A 12401-nucleotide genomic window follows, 5' to 3' on the forward strand; every position below is an offset into this window, starting at 1 on the left:
AGAACGTGAGCGGCAAGGGCGCACCGGAGCTGTCCGTACGCAATGTGGGCGACCTGCGGGTCGCGGTCATCGCGGCACAGTGGCACGAGAAGGTGATGGACGGACTGGTGGACGGCGCGCTGCGCGCCCTGCACGACCTCGGGATCGACGAGCCGACCCTGCTGCGGGTCCCCGGCAGCTGGGAGCTCCCGGTGGTCGCCAAGGTCCTCGCGGGCCGCGGCTACGACGCGATCGTGGCCCTCGGGGTCGTCATCCGCGGCGGTACCCCCCACTTCGAGTACGTGTGCCAGGGCGTGACCCAGGGGCTCACCCAGGTCTCCGTCGAGACCGGCGTCCCCGTCGGGTTCGGCGTGCTGACCTGCGACACCGAGGAGCAGGCCCTGGACCGGGCCGGCATCGAGGGCTCGAACGAGGACAAGGGACACGAGGCGGTGACCGCCGCCGTGGCCACGGCGGCGACGCTGCGCTCAGTATCTGAACCCTGGCGCTGACGAAAGGCGTATGTGGCATAGGCTGAGCGTCACCATGTCCAAGAAGACGTTCGAGGAGCTCTTCACCGAGCTCCAGCACAAGGCCGCCACCGGCGATCCCGCCACCTCCCGTACCGCCGAACTCGTCGAGAAGGGCGTTCACGCCATCGGCAAGAAGGTCGTCGAGGAGGCCGCCGAGGTCTGGATGGCCGCCGAGTACGAGGGCAAGGAAGCGGCCGCCGAGGAGATCTCGCAGCTGCTGTACCACGTCCAGGTGATGATGGTCGCCCGCGGCATCTCCCTGGACGACGTGTACGCCCACCTCTGAGCATCAGCAACCCAGCACCCCATCGAAGCGAACGAAGGAAGCCGACCTCATGCTGCGCATCGCCGTCCCCAACAAGGGTTCCCTGTCCGGCCCTGCGGCGGAGATGCTGCATGAGGCCGGCTACCAGCAGCGGCGCGAGTCCAAGGAACTGCGGATCGTCGACCCCGGCAACGACGTCGAGTTCTTCTACCTCCGCCCCCGCGACATCGCCATCTACGTCGCCTCCGGCCAGCTCGACATCGGCATCACCGGCCGCGACCTGCTGATCGACTCCGACGCGAACGCCGAGGAGATCCTGCCGCTCGGCTTCGCCCGCTCCACCTTCCGCTTCGCCACCAAGCCCGGCACCGTCGGCGACGACCTGGCGGACCTGAAGGGCAAGACGGTCGCCACCTCCTACGAGGGCATCGTCGCCAAGCACCTCTCCGACAACGGCATCGACGCCTCCGTCGTCCACCTCGACGGCGCCGTAGAGACCGCCATCCAGCTCGGTGTCGCCCAGGTCATCGCGGACGTCGTCGAGACCGGCACCTCGCTGCGCAACGCCGGTCTGGAGGTCGTCGGCGAGCCGATCATGAAGTCCGAGGCCGTCGTCATCCGCCGCACCGGCGCGGACGCGGAGGACCCCAAGGTCCAGCAGTTCCTGCGCCGCCTCCAGGGCGTCCTGGTGGCCCGGACCTACGTGATGATGGACTACGACTGCCGCGTCGAGCAGCTGGAGAAGGCCGTCGCGCTCACCCCGGGCCTGGAGTCGCCGACCGTCTCCCCGCTGCACAACGAGGGCTGGGTCGCCGTCCGCGCGATGGTCCCCGCCAAGGAAGCCCAGCGGATCATGGACGACCTCTACGACATCGGCGCCCGGGCCATCCTGACCACGGCCATCCACGCCTGCCGCCTGTAGAGAGCCCCGAGATGTCCGAACTGCCTGCTCTTCCCGTCACGTTCCGACCGGGCCGCACCCGGGCCGTCCTGCTCACCGCGGGCGCCGCGATCTTCGTCGTCATCACGGCCGTCGCGCTGCTCCTGGAGAAGCTCGGCCCCGGAGAGCGCCTCAGCTTCATCCTCACCGGCGCGCTCATGTTCGGCGTACTGGCGATGCTGGCACGTGTGAAGGTCGTCGCCGACGAGTCCGGCGTCACCGTGGTGAACATCGCCACCCGGCGCCGGCTGGACTGGGCCGAGATCCTCCAGGTGAACCTCCGTCCGGGGGACCCCTGGGTGTTCCTCAACCTCAGCGACGGCACCAGCCTGCCCGCGCTCGGCATCCAGCCGGGCATCGCCAAGCAGCACGCCATCGCCGACGCGCGGGCCCTGCGGGCGCTCGCCGAGGCCCATGGCATCAAGGAGCCCGAGGACCATGAGGGCTGACTCGGCGGCGTTCACCCTGCCGGAAATCGCCATGTCTTGATTAATCTGTTGGCGGAGGCGTTTTCGTGACGCCTCCGCCACTGATGTTCCCCACGGTCTTCAGAGGCCCCCTGCGACCCGAGGAGTGATTCCCTCCAGCGATGGACGGATCGTCCTGTAGTACCTGCGCCGCCCCCACCCGACATACCGGGGCGGCCGCGTCATGAGCATCCCCTTGCTGCTTCTCGCAGCCGCGTTCCTCCTGATCCTCGCCAACGGCTTCTTCGTGGCCGCCGAGTTCGGCCTGGTCACCGTCGAGGCGACGGACGCCGAGAAGGCAGCCGCCGAGGGTGACCGCCGGGCCCACCGGGTCGTCGAGTCCCTCAAGGAACTGTCCTTCCAGCTCTCGGGCACCCAGCTCGGCATCACCATCACCTCCCTCGTCGTCGGCATGCTCGCCGAACCGGCGCTCGCCCAGCTGCTGGGCGGCCCCTTCACCGCCATCGGTATCCCCGAGGGCGCGGTGTCCGGCGTGGCCGTGGTCGTCGGCATGCTGCTGGCCTCGGCCGTGCAGATGGTGATCGGCGAGCTCGTGCCCAAGAACTGGGCGGTGTCCCGGCCGATGCAGGTCGCGCGCTTCGTCGCGGGCCCGCAGCACGCCTTCGCGCGGCTCTTCCGCCCGGTCATCGCCGGGCTGAACGCCGTCGCGAACCGTCTCGTGCGCGCGCTGGGCATCGAGCCCGCCGAGGAACTGGCCTCCGCCCGCACCCCCGGCGAACTCGTCTCCCTGGCCCGGCACTCCGCTCAGGCCGGCGCCCTCGAACAGGACACCGCGGACCTGTTCGTACGGACCCTGTCGCTCGCCGAGCTCACCGCGCAGCACGTCATGACCCCGCGTGTGAAGGTCAGCGCGCTCCAGTCGTCGGCGACCGCCGAGGACGTGGTCAACCTCACCCGCGCCACCGGTCTGTCCCGCTTCCCGGTCTACCGGGAGAGGATCGACGAGATCGTCGGCATGGTCCATCTGAAGGACGCGCTGGCGATCCGTTCGAGTGAGCGGCTGCGTACCCCGGTCGGCCGTATCGCCCGCCCGGCACTGCTCGTCCCCGAGACCCTGCCGGTCCGGCCCCTGCTGGCCCAGCTGCGCAGTGAGCAGCCCATCGCGGTCGTCGTCGACGAGTACGGCGGCACCGCCGGCGTGGTCACCCTGGAGGACATCGTCGAGGAGATCGTCGGCGAGGTCCGCGACGAGCACGACGACGTGCTCAACGAACCGCCCGAACTCGCCGCCGCCCCGGCCGAGGACGGCCGTCCCGCCTGGGACGCGGACGGCAGCTGCCGGGTCGACATCCTCCAGCGCATAGGACTCGACGTGCCCGAGGGGCCGTACGAGACCGTCGCCGGACTCGTCGCCGACCTGCTCGGACGCATCCCCGCCGTCGGGGACCGGGCGGAGCTGCCGGGCTGGCGGCTGTCGGTGCGCCGGGTCGGCCACTACCGCGCCGAGCGGGTCCGCCTGGTGCGGACCGGGTCCGTGGTGGAGGTCGCCCGATGAGCGTGCTCCAACTCGTCTTCGCCGCGTTGCTCGTGCTCGCCAACGGCTTCTTCGTGGGCGCCGAGTTCGCACTCGTCTCGGTGCGCCGCAGCCAGATCGAACCGCTGGGCACGGCACGCGCCCGTCAGGTCCTGTACGGCCTGGAGCGCCTGCCGCAGATGATGGCGGCGGCCCAGTTCGGCATCACCGTCTGCTCGCTGACGCTCGGCGCGGTCGCCGAACCGACCGTGGCGCATCTGCTGGAGCCGGTCTTCGAGTGGGCCCATCTGCCGGACGGCATGATCCATCCGCTCACCTATGCCATCGCGCTCGCCGCGGTGGTCTTCTTCCACCTGGTCATCGGCGAGATGGTGCCGAAGAACCTGGCCATGGCGGCGCCGGAGAAGGCCGCGCTGTGGCTCAGCCCCGGCCTGGTGTGGTTCGCCCGCTTCTGCAAGCCGATCACCGTCGCGCTGGGCGCGGTCGCGCAGGCCATCCTGCGGCTGTTCCGCGTCGAGCCCAAGGACGAGATCGAGGCGGTCTTCACCAGCGAGCAGCTCAACCGGCTCGTCGAGGACTCCGGCCAGGCCGGACTGCTCGATCCGGAGGAGCAGGAGCGTCTGGAGGACGCCCTGGAGCTGGGCAGCCGCCCGGTGACGGACGTCCTGCTCGGGCGCGAGTCCCTCGTCACCGTCAGCCCCTCGGTCACCCCCGGCCAGATCGTCGCGCTCACCGCCCGCACCGGGTACTCCCGCTTCCCGGTCGCCGTGGAGAACGGCGCCTTCATGGGCTATCTGCACGTGAAGGACGTACTGGACCTGGAGGAGTCCGAGCGTGCGGTGCCGCAGCAGGTGTGGCACCCGATGACGACCCTGCGCTCGGAACTGCCCCTGGACGACGCCCTGACGGTGATGCGCCGCGCCGCGACGCACCTCGCCCAGGTCGCCGACGCCTCCGGCCGGGTCCTCGGCCTCGTCACGCTGGAGGACGTACTGGAACTCCTGGTGGGCGAGGTGCGGGACCCGGCGCACCGGGAGCTGCCCGAGGTACGGGTCACGGCACCGCGGGTCGGCAGCGGCGAGCCGGAAGAGGCACTCGCCGGCTGACCCGGACACGGGACCGCGGGATCCGTCACATGGCCGACGGATCCTGCGGACCCCGGCCCGACAGGACCTCGCCGTAGGCCTGCATCAGATCCGGCAGCCGCAGCGTCGACAGCTCGTCCCGGGTCAGCGCTCCCGGATAGGTCGTCAGGCGCAGATCCCGGTACGCGCAGCTCTTCTCGTACAGCGTCCGCAGGAACCGCCCGTTGCCCAGCTCGTCGATCCACCCCTGGTCGACCACGTGCCCGGCGATCGAACGCAGCTCGTCCAGCGCCTCCTCGTCCCACACGTCACCGTTCTCGGCGGCGAGGACCTCGCCGATCGAGGTCAGTTCGAGGGGGCGGTACGAGGGGAAGTCGACGCGGGTCGTGAAGCGCGAGGACAGGCCGGGGTTCGCCGCCAGCAGCCGGTCCATGCCCTCGGGGTAGCCGGCGAGGATCACGACCAGGTGGTCCCGGTTGTCCTCCGCCCGCTTCAGCAGCACTTGCAGGGCCTCGTCGCCGTAGGCGTCGCCCTTGCCGTAGCCGGTGTTGGAGAGGGAGTAGGCCTCGTCCACGAAGAGCACCCCGCCGAGCGCGGAGTCGATGAGTTCGTTGGCCTTCACAGCCGTCTGGCCCAGGTACTCGCCGACCAGGTCGGCCCGCTGGGCCTCCACCAGATGGTCGCCGCCGAGGAGCCCGAGGGCGTAGAAGACGCGGCCCAGGATGCGCGCGACCGTGGTCTTGCCGGTGCCCGAGGGGCCGGAGAAGACGAAGTGCCGTTTCGGCGGCTGCACCGGCAGCCCCTGCCCGGTGCGCAGCCGAGCCATGTTCAACTGGGCGGACAGCGCCTTGACCTGGCGCTTGACGGGCTCAAGACCCACCATGCGCTCGAGCTCGGCGAGCGCCTCCTCGAGTAACGCGGGGTCGGTCGGACCGGCCGGCAGCGGCTGCGCGGACACGGCGGTCTTCTCGCGCACCGCGGGATCCACCACCGACGGCAGCGGGCCGGTGGGCGGCAGGTCGGGGTCGGACAGCTTCAGGTCCCGTCCCTCGGTGCCGAACAGTGGATCGAGCCCGTCGGCCATGTCCTGTCCGAAGCCGGTGAGTGTGATCGCCGCGAGGTCGGTCGGGTCGTCGTACCCGTCGCCCTCGGCGATGGCCGCGAGCCGGGCCGAGGTGTCCATGAAGGCGGGGTCGACGCGGTGCACGGCACGGTAGAGGGGGAGGGCGGCGGCCGAGCGGCCCGTGCCCTCGTGCGCGCGGGCCAGCCAGTAGCGCAGCTCCTTGCGCTGCGGCTGCTCGCTGCGGCAGCGCATCAGCGCGGCCGACAGCAGGGGTTCGGCCTGTCCGTACATCTCCAGCCGCACCCGCGCCATCCCGCCGAACAGGCCCGCCTCTATGCCGAGCATCGGATCGTCGAGCAACGGCTCGGTGTGCTGGACGAGTTGCTCCCAGTCCTTCACCAGATAGGCGCGGCAGGCGTGCAGGAAGCGGACCTGGTGGTCGGTGTCCACGGGCGGGAGCCCGGCGAGCGCCCGGTCCAGTTCCGGGACGTGCCGGCCGTCCAGCCAGTGCGAGGCGTGCGCCAGCAGCAGGTCCCGCGGGCTCTCCAGGACCGGCTGCACCCACCAGCCCAGCCAGTACCAGGAGTTGAGAGTGCGGCGGTGCCGGGCGCGCTGTTCCCCGAAGCGGTCCCGGTGCCGGAACATCCGCAGCAGCGCGGTCGTGGTGTCCACGCGCAGCGCGTGCAGCCCGAGCCAGCCGTCGGCCATCCCGGGATCGATCCGCACAGCGGTGCGGAACTCCTCCTCCGCCTGTGGATACGCCCCCATCGTGTAGGCGTCCACACCTCGCAGCCAGGCGAGGTCGGCCGGGGCCTCGGGGCCCTGCGTGCCGAAGTCCATCACGTCCCCCACAAACCGTGCCCCCGTCGGTTGGCCGACCACTCGCCCGCCGGCCGCCGGAACCGAACCGCCGTACCGCGGAACGGAGTTGCAACGGTGCGCAGAGCAGCCGTCCGTAGGTCGCACCGAGGGCATCGTACCTGCGAGGGTATGGCCCGCCCCAGGGTGCCGCACCGGCCGTTTGGCGAGGTGGGAGCAGATCGGGGGGAGAGCGGGCGGTGACCGAGGGTGAGCAAATCACGCCTCTCGGCGCCCGAAAAACGGAGTGAGGGCAGAACGAAGCCCCCGATCACGGGGGAACAACCGGGGGCTTCGCGTCTTCGGGCGGTCTCGAATGACCGCACATTCAGAACGTAAGTCCTGTACGGCCCCCGGGTCAAGCCGAGTTGAAGCACTCCGGGAACTTGTCCGGAGGGTCTCTTCACAAGTTCAGCACATTGCCGATGGGTCGTCACCGTGTGTGAGGGAGTGGTCCGGTCCAGCAGTCCCGGCAGGCCCAGGAATCACCTCATATCCCTTGCCGCACTGCCGAACCAGAAGGTCGGCGAAGGGTCTCGAAGGGTCCTCGGCGAAGTGACTCAGCTCCGCCCTGACCCACCCCTCCCAGAAGTCCCGCTGCTCCTCCCCGTCCCGCGAGCGTCCTCGCGTCCACGACTCCTCGTGCGGCACGTCCATCCACAGCAGCCGGGCGAGGTGCGGGCGCAGGGCGCGGCGTCCGGCGCCGACTCCCTCGACGACGATCACCGGTGCGGGCGGCAGGGCGAGGGGCGTGCCGAAGCGGCGGGCCCGCCAGTCGTAGGGGGTGTAGTGGGCGGTCCGACCCTCGGTGAGCGGCGCGATCACCTGGGCCAGCAGTCGGTCCGTCCATGCGAACAGCTCGTCGTGGCTGGCGATGTCGTCGAGGTGCAGGACCGGGGCGTCGTCCAGCTCCCGGGCCAACCGCCCGGCGAAGGTCGACTTCCCGGAGCCCGCGTGCCCGTCGACGCCGACGAGGCGGACGGGGCCGCAGGACGGGGGGAGGCGGCGGAGCCGCGCGGCGAGCTCGTGAATCGTTTTTCCTGAAAGCTGGTCGGGGTTGGGCATATTTCGTTGGAACATTCTAGTAGTGGGTGAAAGCGGATGCGGCGGCGGGATGAGAAAAGGTGTCGCTTTGAACTAGCCGGCGGAGGTCGTCAATGCCGCCGAAAAACTCCGGCCACCCCGGTGAAATCCACGTTCCGGTTGAGGCCCACGCTGAGTAAGGTGCCTGGTGTGCAACAGTGAGGTGACGTAACGGGGATGGGCTGGGACACATGGCCGCGGGGTTATTCGAGGGGCAGTATGTCTGGCATCCGGCGGCCGACGACCGCCTGCTGGCGAGCGTATGCGTCGACGTCCGGGCCGGGCGTTATCTGAGCTCCCGCGACGCCCTGGCCGAAACTCGCGGTGCCTTCGCCCTGCGTGCCCACCGTTCCCTCGTGCTCGCCTCCGAGGCCGCCGACTCCGACCTGGTCGAGCGCTGGCTGGCCGAGGAGCCCGGCCCCGAGGCCGCCCTGATGTGGGCGCGGGTCGCCGTGCTGCGGGCGCTGCGCGCGGCCGACGCCCGCGACCCGCGCACCGAGGCGCTGGAGCGGATAGCGCTGGCCGCCTGTGAACGGGCCACGACGGCCGACCCCGCCGACCCCACGCCCTGGGTGGCCAAGCTGGCCATGGCCCGGCTGCACCGGCTGCGCGACCAGGCACCGCGCGGGCTGCTCACCGCGCCGCCCGGTCCATGGCGCCTCTTCGCCCACGTCCTGTCCCTCGACCCCTGGCACCGCGAGGCCCACCACCGCTTTCTGGCCTGCTTCTTCCCTCGCTACGGCGGCTCCGTGACCGCCGCCTGGGACGTCGCCGCCTTCCTCGGGCAGCGGGCACCCGCCGATTCGCCGTTGCGGCTGCTCCCGCTGGTCGCTCTGGTGGAGTGCTACGACCCCACCCGGTTGCTCGCCGACCGCGTCTGGGAGCAGCCGCAATGGCGTTCGACAGCGCTGGACATCCACCGGAACTGGCTGCCGGTGGTGGCCGGCTACCCCTTCACTCCGGTCCTCGACCTGGCCTACCTCGCGCACGCCATGGTCATGGCCGGGTGCGAGGCGCAGGCACGCGCCGTCTTCACGGCGATGGGCCCCTATGCCTCGCGCATGCCCTGGTCCGTCTTCGGCGACCCGGCCGAGCAACTGTCCCGGGCGCGCCGCGCCTGCGGGCTGCCCGTGCCGGGCGCCTGACGTGCCGCCACCCCCCACCGAGAGAGAGGTCCGGCCCGTGTCACACCGGATATCCGCCCCGCGTGCCCGAGCGCGCGGGGGAGCGGATCCGCACGCGCTCGACGACGACGCCACCCTGCATGCGATGGGTTATCCGAGAAAACTCACGCGACGCTTTCAGGCGTTCGACAATTTCGCCATCTCGTTCACCATCATCAACATCATCTCGGGTATCTTCTCGGGTTTCGGGTTCGGTCTGAACGCGGGCGGTCCGAGCATTCTCGTCTTCGGCTGGATAGGCGTCTCCGTCATGGTGCTCTTCGTGGGAGCAGCGATGGCGGAAGTCGCCTCGGCCTATCCGACGAGCGGCGCGCTGTATTTCTCCGCCGGGAAACTGGCCAAACGCCACAAGGGCGCCTGGTCCTGGTACACCGGCTGGCTGAACTTCGTCGGCCAGGTCGGCGGCACGGCCGCCACCGGGTACGCCGCCGCCACCTTCATCCAGGCCTTCATCAACCTCCAGTGGCCCTCGTACGAGACCACCGGCCACCGCACGGTGCTGATCACGGCCCTGATCATCGTGCTCCAGGGGCTCGCCAACACCTACACCGTTCAGCTCGTCGCCGTACTGAACAGGATCTCCGTCTGGTGGCTGCTCTGCGGACTCGTGGTGATCGTGACGGCTCTGACGGTCATTCCCGATCACCATCAGCCGGTCTCGTACGTCACGCATTTCGCGAACAACACCGGTTTCACGAGCGGCCTTTACGGCGGCATGCTCGGACTGCTCGTCACCAGCTGGACCTTCACCGGCTTCGACGGCAGCTTCCACATGTCCGAGGAAACGGTCCGGGCCACGGTCAACGCGCCGAAGGGGATCACACGGGCGATCGCCTACTCGGCAATCGCCGGACTGGTGCTGATGCTGGCACTGGTCTACAGCATTCGTGACTACGACCGGGTCGCGGGCGCGGACGCACCGCCGGTGCAGATTCTGATCGACGGGCTCGGACTCGGCGGCGCGAAGGCACTGCTGCTGATCGTGATCGGGGCCATGCTCTTCTGCGGGCTGGCCAATCTCACCAGCAACACCCGGCAGATCTTCGCGTTCTCCCGGGACGGCGCGATGCCGGGTTCACGCTGGTGGCACTCGGTCTCGCCGCGCACCCGTACCCCCGTGAAGGCGGTGTGGCTGGCGGTCGGCTGCTCGCTGGCGCTCGTCGTGCCCGGCTGGTGGTCGCACACGGCGTTCACGGCCATCGTCAGCGTCAACGTCGTCGGGCTGTTCCTGGCCTACGCCGTGCCGATCCTGCTCAGGCTGCGGCTCGGCGACGAGTTCCAGCCCGGCCCCTGGCACCTGGGCCGCTGGGGGCGGCCGGTCGGCATCGTCGCGGTGACCTGGATCCTGGTCAGCAGTGTCCTGTTCATGCTGCCGCAGGCCGCGCCGGTCACGGCCGACTCGTTCAATTACGCGCCGGTCGCCCTGGCCGGGGTCCTGGCCGTGGCCACGGTGTGGTGGTTCACCAGCGCCCGCCGCCGCTTCCACGGCCCGGTCAGCTACGGCCGGCCCGACGAGGTGGCGGCGATGGATCTGGTCTGACGAACCGCCATCGGTCCCGGTGCACACCGTCGCGGCGGTGTGCACCGGGGGGCGGGGCCTCCATCTGGCCCAACGTGCAAGAGAGTTGGGCTGTGGGGCTTGCCCAGGTCATGCCAATGGTCGAGTCCAATATTCGTAGCCACGCCAGGGGCCGAAGTGCTGGCAGAGGCTGCCTCCTGCGTTCATAGTTGGCGGACAGCCGTGCACAGGATCCGCCCTACCCGGACACCTGGGGGTCATCCGCCCATGAGCAGAGCCGAACAGCCGTCCCGCAGAACCGTCCTCGCCGCCGCGGTCGCCGCGGCCGTCGCCGGCGGCGCGGGCCCGGCCGCAGCCGACAGCATCGCCGAGACCGCCGCCGACCCCTCGCCCTCCGCCGACGCCCGGGCCCGCACGGTCGACAACCGCGCCTGGACCACGTACCGCGACTGGCGCTGCGGCACCGCTGAGGGCACCCGGGCCCTCTCCGGCCGCCGTCCGGGCATCGTGATCACCGCGCCCGCCGGCACCGTCGACTACACCGACCCCCACACCGGCCGGACCGCGAGCTGGGAGTACGCGACCTGGACCTCCCCGGTCCACCGGCTCGGCGTGCCCGCGACCGAGGCGATCGCCTCCTGGAACGCGCACACCCCCGAGGGCACCTGGATCCAGATCGAACTGGAAGGCACGTACTCCGACGGCACGGCCACCCCCTGGTACGTCCTCGGCCGCTGGGCCGCCGGTGACCAGGACATCCGCCGGACCTCGGTCGACGACCAGAGCGACGGCAGAAGCAGCGTCTGGACGGACACCTTCGCGATCGACGACCCGGCCACCGGGCTGCGGCTGGCCGCGTACCGGCTCCGGCTCACCCTCTACCGCAGGCCCGGCACCCGGCTCACCCCCAAGGTGTGGCGGGTCGGGGCGATGGGCTCCGACGTCCCCGACCGCTTCACCGTCCCGGCCTCCACTCCCGGCCTCGCCCAGGAGCTGGCTGTCCCGCGCTACTCGCAGGAGACCCACGTCGGCCAGTACCCGGAGTACGACAACGGCGGCGAGGCCTGGTGCAGCCCCACCTCCTCGCAGATGATCGTCGAGTACTGGGGAGGCCGCCTCACCCCGGAGCAGACGTCCTGGGTCGACCCGGCCTTCGCCGACCCGCAGGTCTGCCACGCGGCCCGGTTCACCTTCGACTACCAGTACGACGGCTGCGGGAACTGGCCGTTCAACGCCGCCTACGCGGCCACCTTCGACGAGCTCCAGGGTGTCGTCACCCGGCTCGGCTCGCTCACCGACCTGGAGACGCTGATCGCGGCCGGCATCCCGGCCATAACGTCCCAGTCCTTCCTGAAGGAGGAACTGACCGGGGCGGGGTACGGCACCGCGGGCCATCTGATGACCGTCATCGGCTTCACCGCGGAGGGGGACGTGATCGCCAACGACCCGAACTCCGCGAGCAACGAGGCCGTCCGGCGCGTCTACAAGCGGCGCGAGTGGGAGAACATCTGGCTGAGGACCAAGCGGTACAACGCCAGCGGCAAGGTCGTCTCCGGCACCGGCGGCGTCTGCTACCTGTACTTCCCCGCGTGCCCGAGCCCGCGCCAGCGAGCCGCGCTCGCCGCCGTGGGCGTCCTGTGAGCAAGGTCTCCGCCGCACACGACGTGCCCGATGGCAAGGTGGACATATGACCACGCACTCGGCCGCAGCCGCCCGGGCCCGCACCGGCGGCCCCCGGCAGGACGGCCCCAAGATCCTCGAGCACGCCCTGGGCTGGACCCTCGTCGTGGTCGTCGCCATGCTCGTCACGCAGCTCGGCCTGCTGTGAGCTGACCCACACAGAAACGTTTGTGTGGACAAATACCGACCCTGTTGTTCATGCGTACGTCAGAGTCGTTCAGACTCGAACGGGCGACTGGTGAAGGTCTGC

At 70.4% G+C, this 12401-nt stretch carries 12 protein-coding genes; 10 read left to right on the forward strand and 2 right to left on the reverse strand.

Annotated elements, in window-relative coordinates; translation table 11 throughout:
- Positions 1-5 precede the first annotated feature (5 nt).
- From ribH to ACGFW6_RS28240, 6 genes are all read left to right on the forward strand, one after another.
- Entirely contained in the window at positions 6-491 is a 486-nt protein-coding gene (ribH, locus tag ACGFW6_RS28215) for a 6,7-dimethyl-8-ribityllumazine synthase (RefSeq protein ID WP_003988915.1), read from the forward strand.
- 34 nt (positions 492-525) lie between these two features.
- Complete coding sequence (locus ACGFW6_RS28220) at positions 526-798, forward strand: phosphoribosyl-ATP diphosphatase (protein ID WP_037701316.1); 273 nt, start codon at positions 526-528, stop codon at positions 796-798.
- Positions 799-847: 49 nt separating this feature from the next.
- A complete protein-coding gene (gene hisG, locus ACGFW6_RS28225) occupies positions 848-1699 on the forward strand; it encodes an ATP phosphoribosyltransferase (RefSeq protein ID WP_393515600.1) in 852 nt (283 codons plus the stop codon).
- Between the two features lie 11 nt (positions 1700-1710).
- Positions 1711-2166 (forward strand): PH domain-containing protein, encoded by a 456-nt coding sequence (locus tag ACGFW6_RS28230; RefSeq protein WP_393515603.1) that lies wholly within the window; start codon positions 1711-1713, stop codon positions 2164-2166.
- Positions 2167-2368: 202 nt separating this feature from the next.
- The gene (locus ACGFW6_RS28235) at positions 2369-3700 is read left to right on the forward strand and encodes a hemolysin family protein (protein WP_393515606.1); all 1332 of its coding nucleotides are present in this window, start codon (positions 2369-2371) and stop codon (positions 3698-3700) included.
- Positions 3697-4785: a hemolysin family protein gene (locus tag ACGFW6_RS28240; RefSeq protein WP_393515608.1), complete on the forward strand. Its 1089-nt coding sequence runs from the start codon at positions 3697-3699 to the stop codon at positions 4783-4785. The genes ACGFW6_RS28235 and ACGFW6_RS28240 overlap by 4 nt, the downstream gene beginning before the upstream one ends.
- Before the next feature lie 25 nt (positions 4786-4810).
- Here the strand turns inward: ACGFW6_RS28240 and ACGFW6_RS28245 are convergent, their stop codons facing one another.
- Together ACGFW6_RS28245 and ACGFW6_RS28250 are read right to left on the reverse strand one after the other, a co-directional pair.
- Positions 4811-6667: an AAA family ATPase gene (locus ACGFW6_RS28245; RefSeq protein ID WP_393515611.1), complete on the reverse strand. Its 1857-nt coding sequence runs from the start codon at positions 6665-6667 to the stop codon at positions 4811-4813.
- Positions 6668-7096: 429 nt separating this feature from the next.
- Positions 7097-7750 carry a uridine kinase gene (locus ACGFW6_RS28250; RefSeq protein ID WP_393515614.1) on the reverse strand — a complete coding sequence of 218 codons (654 nt, stop codon included), beginning with the start codon at positions 7748-7750 and terminating at the stop codon, positions 7097-7099.
- 209 nt (positions 7751-7959) lie between these two features.
- Between ACGFW6_RS28250 and ACGFW6_RS28255 the strand changes: the two genes are divergently transcribed.
- From ACGFW6_RS28255 to ACGFW6_RS28270, 4 genes are all read left to right on the forward strand, one after another.
- Positions 7960-8913 carry a hypothetical protein gene (locus ACGFW6_RS28255; RefSeq protein WP_393515617.1) on the forward strand — a complete coding sequence of 318 codons (954 nt, stop codon included), beginning with the start codon at positions 7960-7962 and terminating at the stop codon, positions 8911-8913.
- 37 nt (positions 8914-8950) lie between these two features.
- Positions 8951-10492: an amino acid permease gene (locus ACGFW6_RS28260; protein WP_393515620.1), complete on the forward strand. Its 1542-nt coding sequence runs from the start codon at positions 8951-8953 to the stop codon at positions 10490-10492.
- 246 nt (positions 10493-10738) lie between these two features.
- Positions 10739-12112, forward strand: a complete 1374-nt coding sequence (locus tag ACGFW6_RS28265; RefSeq protein ID WP_393515623.1) for a peptidase C39 family protein — start codon at positions 10739-10741, stop codon at positions 12110-12112.
- Between the two features lie 46 nt (positions 12113-12158).
- A complete protein-coding gene (locus ACGFW6_RS28270) occupies positions 12159-12299 on the forward strand; it encodes an SCO1431 family membrane protein (RefSeq protein ID WP_393515626.1) in 141 nt (46 codons plus the stop codon).
- The last annotated feature ends 102 nt before the right edge of the window (positions 12300-12401 follow it).

This window comes from Streptomyces sp. Y7 (assembly GCF_043195415.1).
In the GTDB taxonomy this organism is placed as follows: domain Bacteria; phylum Actinomycetota; class Actinomycetes; order Streptomycetales; family Streptomycetaceae; genus Streptomyces.